The organism is Mesocryomonas lacus, from assembly GCF_055730105.2.
In genome coordinates, this window is sequence record NZ_JBUZWF020000003.1 from 414,594 (window position 1) to 434,732 (window position 20,139).

Genomic DNA, 20,139 nt, shown 5'->3' on the forward strand with positions numbered 1-20,139 from the left:
CATAGCGGCGCGGTGTAACGGTTGAATGACGGAAAGAAGAGTGCCGGCGCCCGTGCAGGACGCGTTCACAGGTGCAAATAGGCGCGGTGGAGAGACGGCAATGTCGGTGCGGTGATCGCTGCAGGCCTACCGATATTCTTGCTCATCCGGCCGGCATGGCTTACGTGTGGCGCAAATTTCCGACGCTTCGAATTTGGAGACGCGCCCGTCATGGCACGCCAGTTCATCTATCACATGTCCGGCCTGAAAAAATCCTACGGCACCAAGAAGGTGCTGGAGGACATCCACCTGTCCTTCTATCCCGACGCGAAGATCGGCATTCTCGGGCCGAACGGCTCGGGCAAGTCGACGCTCCTCAAGATCATGGCCGGCACCGACACCGACTATACCGGCGAGGCTTGGGCCGCCGAGGGCGCCAAGGTCGGTTACCTCCCGCAGGAGCCGAAGCTCGACGAGACCAAGACGGTGTTCGAGAACGTCATGCTGGGCGTTGCCGACAAGCAGGCGATCCTCGATCGCTACAACGAACTGATGATGAACTATTCCGACGAGACCGCCGACGAGGGCGCCCGTCTCCAGGACGAGATCGACGCACAGAACCTCTGGGATCTCGAGCCGCAGGTCGAGATGGCGATGGAAGCGCTGCGCTGCCCGCCGAAGGACTCGGCCGTCACCGACCTCTCCGGCGGCGAGCGGCGCCGCGTCGCGCTCTGCCAGCTGCTCCTGTCGAAGCCGGACATCCTGCTCCTCGACGAGCCGACCAACCATCTCGACGCCGAGACCATCGCTTGGCTGGAAAAGCATCTGCGCGAATACACCGGCTCCGTCTTGATGGTGACGCATGATCGCTACTTCCTCGACAACGTCACCGGCTGGATCCTCGAGCTCGACCGCGGCCGCGGCGTTCCCTACGAGGGCAACTACTCGGTCTATCTGGAGAAGAAGCAGAAGCGCATGCTGCAGGAAGGCCGCGAGGACGACGCCCGTTCGCGCGCCATCAGCCGCGAACGCGAGTGGATCCAGCAAGGCGCGAAGGCCCGGCAGACCAAGTCGAAGGCCCGTATCCAAGCCTATTCCGACCTCGTCGAGGCCTCGGAGAACCGCAAGCCGGCGGACGGCAAGATCGTCATCCCGGCCGGCGAGCGCCTCGGCAACCGCGTCATCGAGATCGAGAACGTCACCAAAAGCTATGGCGACCGGGTGCTGATCGAGAACCTGTCGTTCCGGCTGCCGGCCGGCGGCATCGTCGGCATCATCGGCCCGAACGGCGCCGGCAAGACGACGCTGTTCCGCATGATCACCGGCCAAGAGCAGCCCGATTCCGGCAAGATCGCGATCGGCGACACGGTGAAGCTCGGCTATGTCGACCAGAGCCGCGACAGCCTGGCGCCGGACAAGAACGTCTGGGAGGAGATCTCCGGCGGCAGCGACATCCTGAAGCTCGGCAAGTTCGAGATGAACTCCCGTGCCTATGTCGGCAACTTCAACTTCAAGGGTACCGACCAGCAGCAGAAGGTCGGGACGCTCTCGGGCGGCCAGCGCAACCGCGTGCACCTCGCCAAGATGTTGAAGTCGAGCTCGAACGTCATCCTCCTCGACGAGCCGACCAACGATCTAGACACCGAGACGCTGACGGCTTTGGAGGACGCACTGGAGGAATACGCCGGCTGCGCCGTGGTCATCAGCCATGACCGCATGTTCCTCGACCGGCTGGCGACCCATATCCTCGCCTTTGAGGGCGACAGCCACGTCGAGTGGTTCGAGGGCAACTTCCAGGACTACGAGCAGGACAAGATCCGCCGCCTCGGCCCCGATGCCGCCAACCCCAAGCGCCCGACCTACAAGCGCCTGACGCGCTGATCTCCGTCCGGCCCGCTCCCGCAAGGGGGCGGGCCGGGATTGCGACCGGCCGCGCCGCCGGGTCGCCGGACGCCAGCGCCGGCGAGCGCTGGGACTCCTGGCTACCCGAAAAGCGTGATCACTTTCTGCCGGGCCATTTCAAATGCGCTGTTTGTTGAGGCTTCTCGCCTATAACTTGCGTATCGAGCAATTGCGCGCGCCCGCGCGTGCCATGGCAAAGCATCCGCCCTTGTTGAACGCCGTCGACTTCGAGTACCTCTTCAGGGCGCTTCCGAGCCCGCATATGGTGGTGGACCGCGGTCTCACCTTCGTCGCGGTCAATGCTGCCTACGAGCGGGTCACCAAGCGCTCCCGTGCCGAACTGATCGGGGGCAAGCTGTTCGAGCTTTTCCCGAACGACGGCCAGAGCGGCGACCTTCTCCGGGAGTCGCTGGCGCGGGTGCTGCGGACAGGCGAGAGCGACACCATCGCCTACATTCCCTATGAGATTCCGCGGCCTGAATCTGAGGGTGGCGGCTTCGACCTCCGTTACTGGACGGCGATCCATACGCCCCTGATGGATGCGGAGGGCGAGGTCGCCTACGTGCTGCAGAACACGGCCGACGTTACCGATATCGTTGCGTTGCAGGCGGCCGCGACCTTGCCGTTCCGGCCGCGATCGGGAGCGGTCGAGCTGCTGCAGCGCGCGCAGGAAGCCGAGGTCGCCTACCGCGCCAGCCTTTCCGACAGCGCCGATTTCCAGCGCATGTTCCAGAGCTCGCCCTCGCTGATCGCCGTGATGCGCGGTCGTGACCACATCTTCACCTTCGCCAACGAGGCCTATCAGCGCTATGTCGGCGACCGCCCGCTGATCGGACTGTCGATCCGCGATGTGTTCCCCGAGATTGGGGAACAGGGCTTCTTCGATATTCTTCAAGGTGTCTTCGGGGGCGGCGGTCCGCATCTGGCGGAAGGCCAGCGCATCCTTTTGCGGCAGAGGGGCCAGGAGCGGCTGCAGGAGGTCTTCCTCGACTTCTCCTTCCATCCGATCCACGACATGACGGGCGCGGTGACCGGCATCTTCTTCCAGGGCATGGACCGGACCGAGCATTTCCGCTCGCTGCACCGCCAGCGCCTGATGGTCGACGAGCTGAACCACCGGGTGAAGAACACGCTCTCCACCGTCCAGTCGATCGCCCGCCAGAGCTTTCGCGGCACTGAGACCGAGGCATCGCGACAAGCGTTCGAGGCGCGGATCATCGCCTTGTCGCGCGCCCATGACGTGCTGAGCGAGCGCCTGTGGCATACCGTGGCGCTGTCGGCGTTGCTCGTCCAGGAACTGGCGGCCTTCGACACCAGCCGGGTACGCCTGGCGGGTCCGGAGGTCGATCTGAACCCCAAGGCGGCGATCGCGCTGGCCATGGTTTTCCACGAGCTGGCGACCAATGCCGCCCGTTTCGGCGCCTTGTCCGGCGAGACCGGGGGGTTGCAGGTCGACTGGCAAGGCACCACGTCCAGCGACGAGCGGACGTTGAAGGTGGAGTGGCGGGAAACCGGCCTTGTTGCTTCCGAGGCGCCGCTGCGCAGCGGCTTCGGCACGCGGATGCTGCGGCGGATCATCGAGGGCGAGCTCGACGGCAGGCTGGTGCACGACCTCCGGCCTGAAGGTCTTTTCTGCAGTTTCGAGGTCGGCATGAAGGAGGTCGAGGGCTTTGCAGGTACCCCGCACTAATCCACCAGCGCTTCGGGGGCTGAAAGTCTTCGTCGTCGAGGACGAGAGCCTCGTCGCCATGCAGCTTGAGGATATGTTGCTCGACGTCGGCTGCGAGCTCGTCGGCCTCGCCATGCGCGTCAAGCGGGCTCTTGAAATGCTGGAAGGCGACCCCGATGTGGATGTCGCCATCCTCGACGTCAACATCGGCGGCGACAAGGTCTATCCTGTCGCCGAGCGGCTTCGGGAGCGGGGCATTCCGATGATCTTCGCCACCGGCTATGGCCGCGCCGGCGTCGAGGCGGAATGGCAGGCCTGTCAGATCCTGCAGAAGCCATACACCTGGGCCGAGGTCGAGAAGACCGTGCTCATCGCCGTCTCCACCGCCTGAATCCAGCGTCTGCGCCCGGCCCGTCGTCTACTCGTCGGCGCTTCCGGTGATGAACAGCACGAGATCACGCTCGCCCATCCCGTGACCGGCGATCCGGGCCGACGGAAGAGCTCCGCGCAAAGCCGCGTGGCGGCCGGGCTCGGCGAGAACAACCAGTGCGCCGCCAAGGTTTGCGAGAACCGCCGCGATCCTTTCGCCAACCGCCTCGTCCCCGTCGAGCGCCAGGACCACGAGCCGGTAGCCGCCGTCCCGCAGCCGGTCCATGCCGACCGCCTGGCCAGGCGCGAAGGTCGCCAGCGCGCCGGCCTCCTCCAGCGCTGCGGCATTGCTCCGGCCGCGCTCGGTTCGACGGTCGATCACCAGCGTCGGCCAGCCTTTGAGGAGGCTCGCCCAGGAAAAAGCGTCGAAGGTCTGAAGTCCGGTCGCCATGACGATGACGATGGCACCTTGCGTCAGGGCGGGCAAGGTTTGTAGAGGAACGGGCGAAGAGGCCTATGGGCCACGACCCCTGCCGCGGGAACGTCCCCGGCCGCTGCTACCGAACGGACCGATCGCATGGACGTCTTCATCCAGGACCTGATGAACAGTTTCGGGCCTTTCGGCATTGCCCTTCTGATGTTCCTCGAAAACGTCTTCCCGCCGATCCCGTCCGAGATCATCATGTCGCTGGCGGGCTACAAGGCGGCGACCGGCGAGATGTCGATCATCACCGTCATCGTCGCCGGCTCGATCGGCTCGCTCCTCGGCATCATCCCCTGGTACTACATCGGCTACGCTTTCGGCGAGGAGCGGATCATCCGGCTCGCCGACCGCTACGGCCGCTGGATGACGATGACCGCCGAGGATGTCGAGGCGGCCGACCGCTGGTTTCGAAAATACGGCTACTGGGCGGTGTCTTTCGGCCGTCTGGTGCCGACGGTGCGCACTTTGATCTCGGTGCCGGCCGGCCTGTCGCGCATGCCGTTCGCGCTGTTCATGGCGGTGTCGTCGGTCGGCACCGTGGTCTGGACGGCGTTCCTGGCGCTGGCCGGCTACTATCTCGGGCAGAACTTCCACGACATCGAGGCCTATGTCGGCCCGGTCTCCAATGCCGTGGTGATCGCCGTGGTGCTGCTCTACCTCTACCGCCTCGTCACCTTCAAGCCGAGCAGCCGCCGGGTCGACCTGCGCTCCGATGAACATCCCCACCGGCACGATTGAGGCCCGCCATGAGCATCGAGCGCATCAAGGGCCGCCGGATCGGTGGTCGCATCGCCGGCCTCTACCGGGCCGGCCTGGAAGATTTCGTCACCACCGCCGTGACGGCGCTGGACCTCGGTTTTGCAGGGATCGAGGGCGACGCCCATGGCGGCCTGACCCGGCGCACCGGTGGCCGCGAGCCTTGGTACAAGCGCGGCACCGAAATTCGCAACGAGCGCCAGCTCTCGCTGCTGGCGGTGGATGAGCTCCAGGCCACGGCCGAGGCGCTCGAACTGCCCGAGCTGAAGCCGGAATGGATCGGCGGCAACATGCTGATCGAGGGCATTGCGAACCTCACCCATCTGCCGCCGCGCACCCTCCTGTTCTTTGCCAGCGGGCTCACGCTGAAGGTCGACGGCGACAACCATCCCTGCAAGCTCGCCGGCCGCGGCATCGCCCGGCATGTCGAGGGGCATCCCGGGATCGAGGCCAGCTTCGTCAAGGCGGCCCGGAACCGGCGCGGTCTCGTCGCCTGGGTCGAGAAGCCGGGCCGGGTGGCAGAAGGCGACGCGTTCGAGGCCGTCATCCCCGACCAGTGGATTTACCCGGTCGCCTGACCCAGCGCCTTGCCGCAGCACTCGGCCACGTCGCCGCGTCAGGTCCGCAAGGCGACAGAGGGGAATGCCCCCTCCATTGCGGCGTCGGCGGCGCTGCTCCGCCTTGGCTTTGCCGTGACCGTGGGACGCAGCGCGATCCACCGCAGGAATGCAAGGCCGGCGGCGATGCCGATGGCCTCGACCAGCACCGAGGGCGGCGAGGTTGGGGTGATGCGGCCGGTGGCGATCAGGAGCCTGAGCACCTGGTCGATGAGGAGCGAGAAGACGGCGCCGTAGCAGAAGACCGGCAGCGGGCGGCGGCCAAGGCGGCTGAGCAGCGCGTCCGGCCCTGCCTCATGCAGCAGCCTGAGGACGGGCGCGTGCGGGAAGCGCAGGAACACCCAGACCAGCGCGAAGAGCGAGAGGACGCGCAGCGGCGATTGCAGTGTCTTGCTGCCGCCTGTCCAGAAGAAGTCGTTGCGGGTGCGGTACCAGTCCTGAAGGTCCGGCAGGATATGCGCGACCACCGCGATCGACAGCACGGACCCCACCAGCAGGCCGATCGCGAGACCGTCGACCAACGGCATCCTCGGCATCGGGACCTTTCCGACGATGGCGGCCCCGAGCGCCGTTCCCGCGGCAAAGACGAAGGTCCAGGGCAGCATCGTCATCGACAGCGGCTCGCCGGACAGGCTGTTGGGCAAGACCAGCGCGAAATGTCCCGCAAGGGCCCAGACCAGGGCTGCCGGCACCAGCGGCAGCCACCAGCGGCGCAGGCTGCACCAGATGAGGGCGGGCGCCACCACCGACAGGAAGACGTAGAGCCGCAGCACCATGGAAAAGCCGATGGATTGCTGCAGGGATATCAGGTGCCAGAGGTAGCGGGGGGCGCCGGACTCGTCTGCGATGGCCTGGGGCCAGTTGGCCAGCATGTCCGGGGGGGCGATCGCCGCCGAAACCGCGAGGATCACTGCCGAGATCGCGATGAGCAGAACGTTCGCGCAGTAAAGTTTCGCCGCTCGCGCCCAGTTGCAAGATAGGATCTGCCGCAAGGACAGGCTCGGACGGCAGCAATAGCTGAGCGAAGTGCAGACGCCGGCATTAAAAACGAAGATATCAGAACAATCTATGAGCAGGATTCCGGACGGCGACATCAGATGGAAGACGCCCAATCCGATATGGCCGACGAAGATGTTGATCAGGCACAGTCCGCGTATCGTGTCGATCGCATGAATCCGAAGCAAGGCCGTCTCTCCACCCTAGGGCCGAAGACTTTAATAGACATCAGATTGTTAAACTAACAGCTACTGCTTGCCGGCTATCTGATAAGAAACAGTGAGTATATTGTTGACTGGCTAAATGTCACTTGGCTTTCTTGAGGAGGCAATGCCGCTGCATTATGTCGGCTTCTGAACAGCATCGGGGCTCATTGGATCGGCACTTGCTTCGCCCTTTCCTCGACCCGCACGGGGCTGATGATAATGCCGCCATTCGGCAACCCGGGCTGCCTTGCCGGCGGCTTGCACTCCTTTGAGGCCGGGAGTATTCAACGAACGAATTGCCCAGTTCGTCCTTGCTTGATTGCTGTCGAAACGTCGGTGTGACCACATCCCCGTAAGGCCCCAGTGCGTGGGGCGAGCGCACGGCGCCAGGAAGACTTCCTCGATGACGGCAACAGAGATGTCGAAGGGCGATCCCGTTCACGGTGACACGGGCACGCACGGCGCCAGTTTCAAGACCCTCCTGATCGGGTCGATCGGCGTCGTCTACGGCGATATCGGCACCAGCCCGCTCTACGCGCTACGCGAGGCGCTGACGCACGCCTCCGCCGGCGGCTTCAGCGAGAGCGAGGTGTTCGGCGTCGTGTCGCTGCTCTTGTGGACGCTGACGCTGATCGTCACGCTGAAATACGTCGTGCTGATCCTCCGGGCCGACAACCAGGGCGAGGGCGGCACGCTGTCGCTGCTGGCATTGGCGATCCGGGCGATGGGACGAAAACCGTTCCTGCTGGCGATCGGCGTCTGCGGTGCCTCGCTGTTCTACGGCGATGCGGTGATCACGCCGGCGATCTCGGTTCTGTCGGCGGTTGAGGGCCTGAAGCTCGTGGCGCCCGGCTTCGAGGATTACGTCCTGCCGATCACCATGGCGATCCTCATCGGCCTCTTCGCGATCCAGAGCCGCGGCACCGGCAGCGTGGCCCGCTGGTTCGGCCCGATCACGCTGGTCTGGTTCGCGGTCATGGCGGGGCTCGGGCTCTCGCATATCGGCGATCGGCCGGACATCGTCTACGCCCTCAACCCCGCCTATGCCGTCAGCTTTATCCTCGATCACGGCTTCATCGCCCTCGCGGTGCTCGGATCGGTGTTTCTCGCCGTCACGGGCGCAGAGGCGCTCTATGCCGACATGGGTCATTTCGGCCGCTTCCCGATCCGCGTCGCCTGGTCCTTCGTGGTGTTCCCGGCACTGGCGCTGAACTATCTCGGGCAAGGCGCACTGATCCTCAGCCAGCCCGGCGCGATCGAGAACCCGTTCTTCCTGCTCGCCCCCGACTGGGGGGTGCTGCCGCTGGTGTGCCTTGCCACCGTCGCCACCGTCATCGCCAGCCAGGCGGTGATCACCGGCGCCTTCTCGGTGACGCAGCAGGCGATGCTGCTCGGCCTTCTGCCGCGGCTGAAGATCACCCACACGTCCGAGACCCAGTTCGGCCAGATCTACATCTCGCGGGTCAACTGGTATCTCCTCATCGTCGTCCTCCTGCTGGTGGTCGCCTTCAAGTCGTCCAGCGGCCTCGCCAGCGCCTACGGCATCGCGGTGACCGGCGACATGGTGATCACCTCCACCTTGGCCTTCGTGGTGTTCTGGAAGGTCTGGAAGTGGCCGCTGGCGCTGGTCGTTGCCGTGCTCGTGCCGCTGATGGTGCTCGAATGCGTCTTCCTCGGCTCGAATCTTCTCAAGGTTCTGGACGGGGGCTACGTGCCGCTTGGCTTTGCCGCCATCCTCGCCTTCCTGATGTGGACGTGGATCCGCGGCACGCGCATCGTCTACGACAAGGCGCACCGCGAGAGCGTGCCGCTCGACGACCTCCTGGCGATGCTGGGGAAGTCGCAGCCGCATGTCGCCCGCGGCACGGCGATCTACCTGACGTCCGATCCGGAGATGGCGCCCTCGGCACTTCTCCATAATCTCAAGCACAACGCCGTTCTGCACGAGAAGAACGTCGTCGTGACCGTTCGCACCGCCAACGTGCCGCGGGTCAGCGACGAGGACCGGCTCGTGATCGTCGAGATGCGCGACAGCTTCACCCGGATCATCCTCACTTTCGGCTATTCGGAGGAGCCGAACGTGCCGAAGGCGCTGGCGCTGGCCAAGAAGAAGGGGCTGAAGTTCGAGATCATGTCGACCTCGTTCTTCCTGTCGCGGCGTTCGTTCAAGGCGACGGCGAGCTACGGCATGCCGGTCTGGCAGGACCGCATCTACATCGCCATGGCGCGATCGGCGGCCGATGCCACCGGCTTCTACCGGCTGCCGGCGAACCGCGTTGTCGAGCTCGGGCAGCAGTTCGCGATCTAGCGCCCGAACGTCTGCTCTCTTCGCCTCCAGTTTACCTGCTGAGTGGCGCGCTTTACGCCGACGGTTGGGACTGCGCCGCGTCCCGCTCTGTCCGGAAGAGCGCCGTGTTGCGCGCAAGGGATCGACAATCGCCTGTCTTCGTTAGGCGGTATGTCGAATTTGCTCACCTTGTCGCCGGATCCCTACATCCTTGTTCTCACCGGGTTCGGCGTTCTGATCGCGCTGGTCGCTTGGCTGCCGCTGGCCCTGAAGCGGCTGCCGCTATCGCTGCCGATCGTCTGCATTGCCCTCGGCGCAGGTCTGTTCTCGCTGCCCCAGATCCGCTTCGATCCGATGCCGATGGACTATCCCGAGATCAGCGAGCGGTTCACCGAATTCGTGGTGATCATCGCGCTGATGGGGGCGGGGCTGAAGCTCGACCGGGTGTTCAGCTGGCGACGCTGGGCGGTGACGTGGCGGCTCCTTGCCATCACCATGCCGCTCGGCATTGCCGCGATCACCGGGATCGCCGTCTGGCTGATGGGCTTGCCGCTGGCAATCGCGCTGCTCCTCGGCGCCGCGCTCGCGCCGACCGATCCGGTGCTGGCCTCCGACGTGCAGGTGGGACCGCCGAAATCCGGCGAGGAGGACGAGGTGCGTTTCGGCCTGACCTCCGAGGCCGGGCTGAACGACGGGCTGGCGTTTCCCTTCGTGCACCTTGCCATCGCGCTTGGCCTTGCCGCCTCGACCGGTGAGCCCTGGGCGCTGAAATGGTTCACCGAAAACGTCGTCTGGGAAATCGTCGCAGGCATCGGGGGCGGCTGGCTGGTCGGCCGGGTCTTCGGCTGGCTCACCTTCCGCATTCCGGCCGAGACCAAGCTTGCCAAAACCGGTGATGGCCTGATCGCGATCGCGGCGACCTTCGTCTCCTACGGCGTCACCGAGATCGTGCACGCCTACGGCTTCATCGCCGTCTTCGTCACGGCGCTGACCATCCGCCACGCGCACCGCAACCACGACTTTCAGCGCGACATGCACGATCTGACCGAACAGATCGAGCGGATCGCCATGATGGTGCTCCTGCTGCTGTTCGGTGGCGCGCTGGTCAGCGGCCTGCTCCTGCCGCTGCGCGGTGCCGACATCGTCGCGGCCGTGCTGATCCTCCTCGTCGTGCGGCCGCTGACCGGGCTCATCGGCCTCGTCGGGCTGAAGGCGGCGTGGAGCGAGAAGCTGACGCTCTCCTTCTTCGGCATTCGCGGCGTCGGCTCGTTCTACTATCTCGCCTACGGGCTGAACGCGATGCCGGTGGAGGGCGGCGAGCGGCTCTGGGCGATCGTCGGGCTGGTCGTCCTCCTGTCGATCCTCCTGCACGGGCTCAGCGTGACGCCGATCATGCGGCGGCTCGACCGGTTGCACGGCCGCGATCCCGATGCGGGGGAGGCGGGACCGCCGGGCCTGCAAGGACCGGGCGCTGGCGCGTGAGCTTTTCCTACAGCGCCGGGGCTGGGCTCAGGCCGGCTGGCGCGAGGGCGCGGAGAGAAGTATCGCGGCACCGAACAGGCCGGAGAGAAGCGAACCGAGGATCACGCCGAGTTTGACCTCGCCTTGCAGCAGCGCGTCCGTCGGGAAGGCGAGGAGGCCGATGAACAGGCTCATGGTGAAACCGATGCCGCAGAGCACGGCAACGCCGTAGAACTGCCGCCAGCTGGCGCCTTCCGGCAGCCGCGCGATGCCGAGCCGAACTGCGGCGAAGGCGACGCCGACGATGCCGACCTGCTTGCCGATGAACAGGCCGCCGGCGACACCGAGCGGCACCGGGTCGAGAAGGGCCGAAGGGGTGAAGCCGGCGAAGGAGACGCCGGCATTGGCGAAGCCGAAGATCGGGACGATCAGGAAGGCGACATAGGGGTGGATTGCGTGCTCGAGCCGCACCAGCGTGGAATCGCCGGTACGCTTGTCGACGGCGAGCGGGATGGTGAGCGCCAGCACGACGCCGGCGAGCGTCGCATGGATGCCCGACAGGAAGACCAGCACCCACAGCGCCACGCCGAGGACGAGATAGGGCAAGAGCCCATGGACGCCCCGGCGGTTGAGCAGGGCGAGCACCATGGTGACGGCGGCAGCACCGCCGAGCGCCATCAGGTTGAGTTCGGCCGTGTAGAACAGCGCGATGATCACCACCGCGCCGAGATCGTCGATGATCGCCAGCGCCGCCAGGAACACCTTCAGCGACAGCGGGACGCGCGGGCCGAGCAGCGACAGGACGCCGAGCGCGAAGGCGATGTCGGTGGCGGCCGGGATGGCCCAGCCGCGGGTCGTCTCGGGCGATCCAGCATTGAAGGCGAGGTAGACCAGCGCCGGGGCGGCCATGCCGCCGACCGCCGCAAGGCCCGGCAGCACGCGCTGCGGCCAGCTAGCGAGCTGGCCGGTGAGGACCTCCCGCTTGATCTCCAGCCCGACCATCAGGAAGAACACCGCCATCAGCGCGTCGTTGATCCAGTGCAGCACCGACAGCCCGCCGACATAGGTCTCAAGGACGCCGAAATAGACCGAGGCCGCCGGCGTGTTGGCGATGACAAGGGCGAGCACCGCCACCGCCATCAAAACGATGCCGCCGGCGGCTTCGCTGGCGAGGAAGCGGCGGATGAAGGAAGGGTTGGCAGAGGCGGGGTGGGACATCGGATCCTGTGCGGCAGCGTGGCTAATCGGGTGCGAGAGATAGAAGTGCGGGGCTATTCCGGTTCGTCGTCTTCGTCGTCGTCGTCCGGATCTTCGTCCCGGTTGAAGCGATCGTCCACGCCGTCCTCGGGATCCGCGTCGCCGCCGGGGCTGTCGTCCACCGCGTCCGGATCGAGGCGCCGCGTCGCGCCCCAGCGATCGAGGACGGCGTTGATGTCGTCGAGCACGAAGTATCGGGCGGCGTCGCGCTCGTAGCCGTCACCTAGGAGTATGTCGTAGTCGGTATGGGCGTGGCGGATGTGGGCGACGGCGGATAGCCAGAGCGCGACGGCAGGCGACAAGGTTCGCAGATGGCGGGCACGGGCAGCGCTGCGGATCGCCTCGGCGTCGAGATAGGGCGCCTGCGGGATGGTGAGCGTCAGCGCCCGGGCGATCGCCTTCTGCCGTTCCGTCGCCATCAGGGGCTCCTGGCCTCGTCGAGCGCGGTCAGCATGTCCGCCGCACCCCCGTCTTCCGCCGGCGTCGGCGGCGGCTCGGCGGGGAGGACGTCGACGCTTTCGAAATAGGGCTTGATGTCGAGCACCGCGGTGCCGTCGAGCGTGTCGATGGCATCGATGTCGATGCGGCCCGCCGCGATGTCGATGGCGACAATCCGCACGAGATGCATCCCGATCGGGTTGGGGCGGACGGGCGAGCGCAGCGCGAAGGTGCCGCGCGGCGCTTCCGCATGCCGCGGCGTCTGCAGCGCCAGATCGCGCCGGGCCTCGCCGAGCCAGGACAGCACATGCAGGCCCTGGCCGGCTTCGAGCCCGGTCAAGGCAAGGCGGAACGGCGCGTCGATCTCGATCGATGCGGGCGCGCCGCGTTCCCGGGCGATGCCGACATTCTTCGGGCAGTCCGCCCGGGTCTTCCAGGCCGAGCGGATACGGCCGATGAAGCAGAGCCGGGCATCGTCGGCCTCGGCCGGATCGAGGGCGAAGCGAACTTCGCCGGGACGGATATCGGTGTCGGTGTCCATGCGAGAGGTCTACGGTGTGGCAGGCCACGCGCGCAAGCATTTGCGGCCGGCGGGAGAAGCCGGGTTGAAGATTGCTGACGCGTGATATAAAGATATGTTTATGTCATTCTGCGAGGCCCGCATGCTCGATGCGCCCAAACTATCCTTTGATCTCTCCGTCGACGTCCTTCGGGCGCTGGCCGAGCCGACCCGGCTGCGTCTTGCCCGCTTGCTGTCGCGCAATGATTTGACGGTCACCGACCTCACCGCGATCCTCGGCCAGTCGCAGCCGCGGGTCTCGCGCCACCTGAAGCTCCTCGTCGAGTCGCGGATCCTGACCCGCTACCAGGAGGGCGCCTGGGCTTATTTCCGCCTGGCCGACGCGGTCGCCGTGTCCGGCCTGGTGCGCTCGCTGCTGGCTCGCCTCGACGAGACCGATCCGGCGCTGGAGCGCGATGCTGAGCGTCTGGAGGCGGTGCGCCGCGAGCGGGCGGAGCGCGCGGCCGGCTATTTCGCTGAGAATGCCGGACATTGGGACCGCATCCGCCTGCTGCACGCGCCGGATGCCGACGTCGAGAGCCGGCTGCTCGGCCTCGTCGGCGCGGCGCGGATCGACCGTTTCCTCGATGTCGGCACCGGCACCGGGCGGATGATCGAGCTGTTCGCCGGGCGGGTGGAGCAGGCGGTCGGCGTCGATGCCTCGCGCGAGATGCTGCAGCTCGCCCGGGCGAAACTCGAGGCGGCCGGCATCGGCAATGCGCTGGTGCGACAGGGCGACTGCTACCACCTGCCGGTGCCGCGCGACGATTTCGACCTCGTGACGCTGCACCAGGTGCTGCACTTCCTCGACGATCCGCAGGCGGCGGTGCGCGAGGCCGCCTCGCGGCTGCGGCCGGGCGGACGGCTGGCGATCATCGACTTCGCCCCGCACCAGCTGGAATTCTTGCGCGAGGAACATGCGCATCTGAGGCTCGGCTTTGCCCGCGAGACGATGTCGGCCTATCTCGAGGAGGCCGGGCTCGACGTCGTCGAAGTCGAGACGCTGGCGCCGGACGGCTCGCAGCCGAAGCAGCTGACCGTCACGATCTGGCTGGCCCGCGACCGTCGCCGCCTGATGGAAGAGGCGCCGCGCCGGGCCAGCCCGTCGATCACGGTGCTCTAGGGCCTGCATGACGCCGGTCGCCCCGCCGCAAGGCACGACCGGCCCGCACATGATCTCAGCGCCTGGAAGCGTCCTTTAGGACGCACGGCGCGCCACCGCCGGCAGCTCTGCGTCTTCGAGCCATGCCGCCACCATCAGCCGTTTCAGGACCGCGGAAGGCCGCGTCCGATGATCTTCTGGGAGTTTGCCATGGCCTATCCAGCCTCTACCGTTCGCGCCGGCCTCAACGTCTCTTTCGAGTTCTTCCCGCCGAAGTCCGACAAGATGGAGGAGAGCCTCTGGGCCGCGGTCGAGCGGCTGGCGCCGCTGTCGCCGAGCTTCGTCTCGGTCACCTACGGCGCCGGCGGCTCGACCCGCGAGCGGACGCACCACACCGTCAAACGGCTGATCGAGGAGACCAGCCTTAAGCCGGCGGCGCACCTCACCTGTGTCGACGCCACGCGCGAGGAGGTGGACGCGGTCGTGCGCCAGTACCGCGACACCGGCGTCCGGCATTTCGTGGCGCTGCGCGGCGACAGCCAGGCCGGCGTCGGCGGCAGCTACACCGCCCATCCCGGCGGCTACCGCAATGCCGTCGAGCTGGTGGAGGGGCTGAAGAAGATCGACGACTTCGAGATCTCGGTCTCGGCCTATCCGGAGAAGCACCCGGAGAGCCCGGACTTCGCAACCGACATCGACCTGTTGAAGCGCAAGGTCGACAATGGCGCGACGCGCGCGATCACCCAGTTCTTCTTCGACAACGACGTTTACGAGCGCTACGTCGAGCGCGTCCGCAAGGCCGGCCTCTACATCCCGATCGTGCCGGGCATCGTGCCGATCCATGATTTCACCAAGGTCGCCCGTTTCTCGGCCGCCACCGGCGCCAGCATTCCTGCCTGGCTCGCCGAGCGTTTCGACGGCCTGGAGAACGACCCGCAGACCCGCAGCCATGTCGCCGCGGCGGTGGCCGCCGAACAGGTGCTGGACCTCGTCGGCCGCGGCATCGTCGACTTTCACTTCTACACCATGAACCGGGCCGACCTCGTCTACTCCATCTGCCACATCCTCGGGCTGCGGGAGACGGCACGCGCCCAACCTGCCGAGGACGCCGCGGCCGCCTGAACGGTAAAGCGCACAGCAAAAAGCCGGGGCTCTCACCCCGGCTTCGTACTTGTCTTCCGGCTGAACCGGTACTCGATGGACTAGGGCAGGACCCCGACGACCATGGCGCCAACGAATGCGAAGGCGGCAGAGATCATCAGGAGGTTGAGCGATTGTGTCAGACTCATAGCGATCCTCCTTCTGTCACGAAGCTCAATATTAAGCCTTTGTTCATAGGGGTAAAGAGGCCCGGCGTGCTGCAGCGCACGCGGTTTAACGTTGCGTATCAAAAAGTGTCGACGTTTCAGGGCCTAGCCACGTTGCCGCCACAATAAATAAATTTGCGGATTGTCGTGGAGGCTTCACGCATCGCTGGATTCCTGCCGATTCTTGCACTGCAAGACAGAACCTTCAGATGCCTTTGTAATCACTGAGCTTTTGAGATGAGTGTTTCGAGGCGCGCGGCGATCGCGAGTGCCTCCCGGTCGCGGCCAAAGCGGGTGAGCATGGTGAGGCCGAGCGGCATGCCGTCGGCGTCGGCAAGGCCCGGCACGTTGACGCAAGGGTTACCGGTCAGCGTCCAGAGCTTGTTCATCACGGGATCACCGGTGGACGTCAGCGAGGCTGGCGCTGCACCGAGCGTCGAGGGCACCAGCAGCGCATCGATGCCGTCGAACAAAACGGTCGCCGCACGGCGCCCTTGCCGCGCTATGCGGCGGGCGGCGTCATAGCTGTCGGGCGTCGTCGCCGCGCCGGCCTCCAGCGCGGTCCGCAGGCCGGGGCTCAGCCGGTCGGCGGCGGTGCGCAACTCGTGCCCGAGGGCGAGAGCGGCCTCGAAATCCTGGATCCGGCCCTGAACCGCGCGCGCCTCGGCGAGCGCCGGTGGCTCCGCCATCTCGACCAGCGTCGCACCGTCCGCTTCGAAAAGCCTTGCGGCGTGCTCCCAGGCGGCCATCATGGCGGGCGAGAGACGGTGATCCTCGCCTGAGCGGTAGAGGCCGATGCGGAGCGGGGCAGGCGGGGTGTCGCCGACGGCGAGATCCCGGCCGGTGAGGAGGGCCGCGAGCAGCGCGACGTCGGCGACCCCCGCCGCGAAGAGGCCGGCGGTGTCGAGCGACCAGGCATAGGTCTTCATCCCGACGGTCGGCAGCAAGCGGAAGCTCGGCTTGTAGCCGGCGACGCCGCAGAAGGCGGCGGGGCGGATGACCGAGCCGCCGGTCTGCGAGCCCATTGCCCCCGCCACCATGCCCGCGGCGACGGCGGCGGCCGATCCCGAGGACGAGCCGCCGGGCGTATGGCTGAGGCCGCGGGGGTTGCGGGTGCCGGCGGGCTGCATGTGGGCGTATTCGGTCGACACCGTCTTGCCGGCGATGAAGGCGCCTTGGCCGCGCGCCATGGCGACGAGGGCGGCATCGGCGACCGGGCGGTTGCCGGCCGAGATGGGTGAGCCATGCTCGGTCGCCATGTCGAACGTGTCGAAATTGTCCTTCACCCCGAGCGGCACGCCGCGCAGCGGACCGGTCGCCGTCCGGGCGGCGTCGATCGTCTCCGCCGGGGCGAGGCGCACGAAGGCGCCGATCTGCCCGTCGAGAGCGGCGATCCGCTCCTGTGTCTCTTGGATCGACCGCTCGGGCGTCGTGTCGCCGGCGGCGATGGCGTGGACGAGGGCAGCGAGGCTGAAGGGCTTCATCGGGGGACTCATGCGGTTGCGCGGGCTGGCCACCATCGCCCATCGACGGCGGCAAGTCCGAGGAGAATGAGCGCAAAACCCAGAATTTCCCGGACATCCAGCGCTTCGCCGAGGAACAGGATGCCAAGGAGGATCGCGCTCGCGGGGACAAGGAAGGTCACGAGCGAGGCGTTGGTTGCCCCGGCGCCGGCCACCACCTCGAAATAGAGGATGTAGGCAAAGGCGGTGGAGACGAAAGCAAGGGCCAGCATGGCGAGGACAACGCCAGGCGAGAGGCCCTCGAGCGCGGTGAGGCTGACGCCGCCGGTGGAGATCAGCGCCAGCGGGATCATCGCAAGGCTCGAGCCGCAGAGCTGGCCGGTCGCCACCACCACAGGCGCCACGCCGCGGAACCGCTTGGCGAAGACGCCGGCCGCGGCATAGGAGAGCGTCGCCCCGAGGATGGCAAGGAAAGCGACAAGCGGCGCGCCGCTGCCCCGGCCGATAGCCTCCGGGCCGACGAGGGTCGCAACGCCCGCAATGCCCAGCCCGACGCCGGCGAGCTTGCCGGCGCTCAGCCGCTCGTCGGCGGTGAAGAGGGCGGCGACGAGGATCGTCCAGAGCGGCGTGGTGGCGTTGAGGATCGAGGCGAGGCCGCCGCCGATGGTCTTCTGGCCGATGGCAAGAAGCAGGAAAGGGATGGCGTTGTTGAGAAGGCCGAGCCCGAGGAAGGCGAGGGCGTGCTCGCGCAACGGCGCCAGCTTCTGCCGGGTGAGGACGAGGAAGCCGAGGAGCGCCGTCGCGGCGAGCCCGACGCGAAGCGCCACCAGCGGCAGTGGCGCGATCTCGCGGATGATGATCTGCGTGAAGAAGAACGAGCCGCCCCAGAGCAGCCCGAGGAGAACAAGGAGCGCCCAGAGGCGCGGCGTCAGCGCCAAAGGTGCGGTGGGGCGAGCGGCGGGTGGCGTCTGCGCGTCCGTTGCCAACGCCTCGCTGTCATCACCTGGCCTTCTCGGCATGCTCAACCTCCCGTTTCCCGGCCTTCGTGTTGCAGATCGGGTCGCCGCGTGCCACCCGTTTCCCGAAACGGAGAAGGAGCGCCGCGCCGAATCGTGCGAGGCCTTGCCTGCCGCCCCAGGAGAAGTGCGATGCAGAAATTCGAGACCGCCAAGGACGCCGCTTTGGCGCTGCGGCCAGACGTCCCGGTCTACTGCTTCCGTCCCGACGTGTTGGCCGAGGATGCGCGCGCCTTCATCGACGCCTTTCCCGGCGACACCGCCTATGCCGTGAAGACCAATGGCGAGCCGATGGTGCTGGAGACGCTGGCGAAAGCCGGCGTGACGATCTTCGACGTCGCCTCGCCCGGCGAGTTCGCCGCCGTGCGCGCCGTCTCCGAGAAGGCCGAGATGCTCTACATGCACCCGGTGAAGGCGCAGTCGGACATCCGGCTGGCGCTGGAAACCTACGGCATCCGCACCATGTCGCTCGACCACGAGGACGAGGTGGCGAAGATCCTGCGGATCGTGCGCGCGCTCGACCTCGATCCCGGCACGATCACCCTCTTCATCCGCATCCAGACCAAGGGCAGCGCCGCCTACGAGTTGTCGAAGAAGTTCGGCGCGGCGCCGGCGCATGCGGTGGAACTCTTGCAGCGCTGCCACCGCATCGGCTTCAAGGTCGGCATCTGCTTCCATGTCGGCTCGCAGATAGAGGACCCCGAGACCTATGAGCGGGCGCTCGGCTCGGCGGCCTGGGTGCGCAGCCGCGCCGGTGTTCCGATCGCCGGGCTCGACGTCGGCGGCGGTTTCCCCGCCGAATACGGCCACGACCCGAAGTCGAAAAAGCCCGACATGCCGGGGATGGGCCAGATCATGTCGCGCCTGCGCGGCGACATCACCGAATGGGGTTTCGGCGACATCCCGCTGGTAGCCGAGCCTGGCCGCGTGGTGGTGGCGCGCTGCTTCTCGCTGATCGTGCGGGTGCTTCTGCGCAAGGGCCGCCGGCTCTACATCAACGACGGCATCTGGGCCTCGCTGTCGGATTCCTGGACCGGCAAGATCACCTTGCCTGCCCGCTTCATCCCCGATCCTGCCCGCACCCAGCGCAATGGCGATCCGAAGACCATTGCGCCGTTCCGCGTCTGCGGCGCGACCTGCGACAGCGTCGACATCCTGTCGCGCCCGTTCTGGCTGCCGGAGACGGTCGACACCGGCGACTGGATCGAGATCGGCCACATCGGCGCCTACTCGCTCTCGCTGCGCACCCGCTTCAACGGCTTCTACCCCGACACCTTCGTCGAGGTGACGACGCCGTTCGACGCGGGGACCAAGCCCGACAGCTTTGCGAGCCTCGAGACGATGGGGGAGTAGGGCGGGCGCCCGCACGGAGGCAGCGCGTAGAGGGCGTCCGAGAGGCTATCGCGTCTGATGGGAGTAGCTGCGCGGCTTGACGGGAATGGCAAATTGCGTGCCGTCATCAGAAGTTGGCGAGCTGTCCTTCCAAAGCACGGCGGAAGGCCTCGGGCTCCCTGTCGAAAACCGTCACCAAGGCGAGGGCGGCAGCATCCGGCAGTTGTAGTCCCGGCGAAGATCGACCCAGTCGAGCTGGTTCGGATCGGTGGAGACCCCGGCGGCTTCGACAAAGGAGACTCCCCGAACAGCCACGTTCTGGGCATCCTTCACGTCACTCCAGTCGAACAGCATGCATCAGGCTAGCGTGCTGCCGACACCGCATCAATCGCTGTTCGAAGTCATGCCTACCCGCATGCCTCACCGCTTCGGCGTGATGTCCTTCATGGTGCCGCTGTCGAGGTCGACCGGATAGGTGTCGAAGTGGTCCAGGATCATCCTGGCATTGCGGCGGTGGGACTTGAAGTAGACGTCGAAGATGTCGCCGAACAGCGGCACGGCGCCGACCAGCGAGTCGACGCCGATATTGCCGATCATCTTCATCAGCTTGTGCTTGGGAAGGCCGAGCTTGCGGGCCTCGTTGACCATGTACAGGCCGATCAGGCCGCCGGCCGCGTCGCCGATGCCGGGGACGATGCCGATGACGCTGTCGGCGCCGAACCGGATGCCCGTGCCGGGAATGGCGATCGCCGTGTCCATAAGGCGGGCGAGCCGGCTAATGCGCTTCAGCCGGCGCAGGCGCTCGGCATCGGCGAAGTCGCCGGGACGGTCATAGGTGGCATCGGACATATCTGGTCTTTCCCATCAGCGTCGGCAACCGGCGCGGCGAGAGGCAACGGCGGCGCCGGGAGCCAGTTCCGCTCCCAACACGCCGGAACA

At 66.7% G+C, this 20,139-nt stretch carries 19 protein-coding genes; 10 read left to right on the forward strand and 9 right to left on the reverse strand.

From position 1 onward, the window contains the following. Positions 1 to 210: 210 nt before the first annotated feature. The 3 genes from ettA to ACZLZQ_RS11780 all read left to right on the forward strand — a co-directional run bounded on the left by ettA (position 211) and on the right by ACZLZQ_RS11780 (position 3,941). A complete protein-coding gene (gene ettA / locus ACZLZQ_RS11770) occupies positions 211 to 1,860 on the forward strand; it encodes an energy-dependent translational throttle protein EttA (protein ID WP_472932709.1) in 1,650 nt (549 codons plus the stop codon). Positions 1,861 to 2,071: 211 nt separating this feature from the next. Further along, complete coding sequence (locus tag ACZLZQ_RS11775) at positions 2,072 to 3,571, forward strand: sensor histidine kinase (RefSeq protein WP_472949519.1); 1,500 nt, start codon at positions 2,072 to 2,074, stop codon at positions 3,569 to 3,571. After that, positions 3,552 to 3,941 (forward strand): response regulator, encoded by a 390-nt coding sequence (locus tag ACZLZQ_RS11780; protein ID WP_472932706.1) that lies wholly within the window; start codon positions 3,552 to 3,554, stop codon positions 3,939 to 3,941. Before ACZLZQ_RS11775 ends, ACZLZQ_RS11780 begins: the two co-directional genes overlap by 20 nt. Before the next feature lie 27 nt (positions 3,942 to 3,968). On the opposite strand, the gene ACZLZQ_RS11785 is transcribed toward ACZLZQ_RS11780, so the two are convergent. Further along, positions 3,969 to 4,370, reverse strand: a complete 402-nt coding sequence (locus tag ACZLZQ_RS11785; protein ID WP_472932705.1) for a hypothetical protein — start codon at positions 4,368 to 4,370, stop codon at positions 3,969 to 3,971. Positions 4,371 to 4,496: 126 nt separating this feature from the next. Here ACZLZQ_RS11785 and ACZLZQ_RS11790 point away from each other — a divergent pair, with 126 nt between their 5' ends. Both ACZLZQ_RS11790 and ACZLZQ_RS11795 read left to right on the forward strand, forming a co-directional pair. Then, on the forward strand, positions 4,497 to 5,141 hold the full coding sequence (locus ACZLZQ_RS11790) for a DedA family protein (RefSeq protein WP_472932704.1): 645 nt from the start codon (positions 4,497 to 4,499) through the stop codon (positions 5,139 to 5,141). A gap of 8 nt (positions 5,142 to 5,149) precedes the next feature. After that, positions 5,150 to 5,737, forward strand: coding sequence for an MOSC domain-containing protein (locus ACZLZQ_RS11795; RefSeq protein WP_472932703.1), 588 nt, complete (start codon positions 5,150 to 5,152; stop codon positions 5,735 to 5,737). A 38-nt stretch (positions 5,738 to 5,775) separates the two neighbouring features. Here the strand turns inward: ACZLZQ_RS11795 and opgC are convergent, their stop codons facing one another. Then, positions 5,776 to 6,960 carry an OpgC domain-containing protein gene (gene opgC / locus ACZLZQ_RS11800; protein WP_472949520.1) on the reverse strand — a complete coding sequence of 395 codons (1,185 nt, stop codon included), beginning with the start codon at positions 6,958 to 6,960 and terminating at the stop codon, positions 5,776 to 5,778. A gap of 421 nt (positions 6,961 to 7,381) precedes the next feature. Here opgC and ACZLZQ_RS11805 point away from each other — a divergent pair, with 421 nt between their 5' ends. Further along, a complete protein-coding gene (locus tag ACZLZQ_RS11805; protein WP_472949521.1) occupies positions 7,382 to 9,286 on the forward strand; it encodes a potassium transporter Kup in 1,905 nt (634 codons plus the stop codon). A gap of 150 nt (positions 9,287 to 9,436) precedes the next feature. Further along, positions 9,437 to 10,747, forward strand: a complete 1,311-nt coding sequence (locus ACZLZQ_RS11810) for a cation:proton antiporter (protein ID WP_472949522.1) — start codon at positions 9,437 to 9,439, stop codon at positions 10,745 to 10,747. 27 nt (positions 10,748 to 10,774) lie between these two features. Here ACZLZQ_RS11810 and nhaA read toward each other — a convergent pair whose 3' ends face one another. Genes nhaA through tsaA form a run of 3 tightly spaced genes read right to left on the reverse strand, consistent with a single transcriptional unit; the run spans position 10,775 to position 12,962 of the window. Beyond that, positions 10,775 to 11,944, reverse strand: coding sequence for a Na+/H+ antiporter NhaA (nhaA, locus tag ACZLZQ_RS11815; RefSeq protein WP_472949523.1), 1,170 nt, complete (start codon positions 11,942 to 11,944; stop codon positions 10,775 to 10,777). A gap of 53 nt (positions 11,945 to 11,997) precedes the next feature. Continuing rightward, entirely contained in the window at positions 11,998 to 12,402 is a 405-nt protein-coding gene (locus ACZLZQ_RS11820; protein WP_472949524.1) for a DUF2293 domain-containing protein, read from the reverse strand. Beyond that, positions 12,402 to 12,962 carry a tRNA (N6-threonylcarbamoyladenosine(37)-N6)-methyltransferase TrmO gene (tsaA, locus tag ACZLZQ_RS11825; protein WP_472949525.1) on the reverse strand — a complete coding sequence of 187 codons (561 nt, stop codon included), beginning with the start codon at positions 12,960 to 12,962 and terminating at the stop codon, positions 12,402 to 12,404. The genes ACZLZQ_RS11820 and tsaA overlap by 1 nt, the downstream gene beginning before the upstream one ends. A gap of 100 nt (positions 12,963 to 13,062) precedes the next feature. Between tsaA and ACZLZQ_RS11830 the strand changes: the two genes are divergently transcribed. Then, positions 13,063 to 14,103, forward strand: coding sequence for an ArsR/SmtB family transcription factor (locus ACZLZQ_RS11830; RefSeq protein ID WP_472949526.1), 1,041 nt, complete (start codon positions 13,063 to 13,065; stop codon positions 14,101 to 14,103). A gap of 189 nt (positions 14,104 to 14,292) precedes the next feature. Further along, positions 14,293 to 15,204 (forward strand): methylenetetrahydrofolate reductase [NAD(P)H], encoded by a 912-nt coding sequence (gene metF, locus ACZLZQ_RS11835; RefSeq protein WP_472949527.1) that lies wholly within the window; start codon positions 14,293 to 14,295, stop codon positions 15,202 to 15,204. 406 nt (positions 15,205 to 15,610) lie between these two features. Here metF and ACZLZQ_RS11840 read toward each other — a convergent pair whose 3' ends face one another. Further along, positions 15,611 to 16,873 carry an amidase gene (locus ACZLZQ_RS11840; RefSeq protein WP_472949528.1) on the reverse strand — a complete coding sequence of 421 codons (1,263 nt, stop codon included), beginning with the start codon at positions 16,871 to 16,873 and terminating at the stop codon, positions 15,611 to 15,613. Between the two features lie 8 nt (positions 16,874 to 16,881). After that, the gene (locus ACZLZQ_RS11845; protein ID WP_472949529.1) at positions 16,882 to 17,871 is read right to left on the reverse strand and encodes a DMT family transporter; all 990 of its coding nucleotides are present in this window, start codon (positions 17,869 to 17,871) and stop codon (positions 16,882 to 16,884) included. A gap of 129 nt (positions 17,872 to 18,000) precedes the next feature. Between ACZLZQ_RS11845 and ACZLZQ_RS11850 the strand changes: the two genes are divergently transcribed. Continuing rightward, positions 18,001 to 19,221 (forward strand): type III PLP-dependent enzyme domain-containing protein, encoded by a 1,221-nt coding sequence (locus ACZLZQ_RS11850; RefSeq protein WP_472932687.1) that lies wholly within the window; start codon positions 18,001 to 18,003, stop codon positions 19,219 to 19,221. Between the two features lie 171 nt (positions 19,222 to 19,392). On the opposite strand, the gene ACZLZQ_RS11855 is transcribed toward ACZLZQ_RS11850, so the two are convergent. Then, complete coding sequence (locus ACZLZQ_RS11855; RefSeq protein ID WP_472932686.1) at positions 19,393 to 19,515, reverse strand: BrnT family toxin; 123 nt, start codon at positions 19,513 to 19,515, stop codon at positions 19,393 to 19,395. A gap of 105 nt (positions 19,516 to 19,620) precedes the next feature. After that, on the reverse strand, positions 19,621 to 20,049 hold the full coding sequence (locus tag ACZLZQ_RS11860; protein WP_472949530.1) for a DUF4112 domain-containing protein: 429 nt from the start codon (positions 20,047 to 20,049) through the stop codon (positions 19,621 to 19,623). Between the last annotated feature and the right edge of the window lie 90 nt (positions 20,050 to 20,139).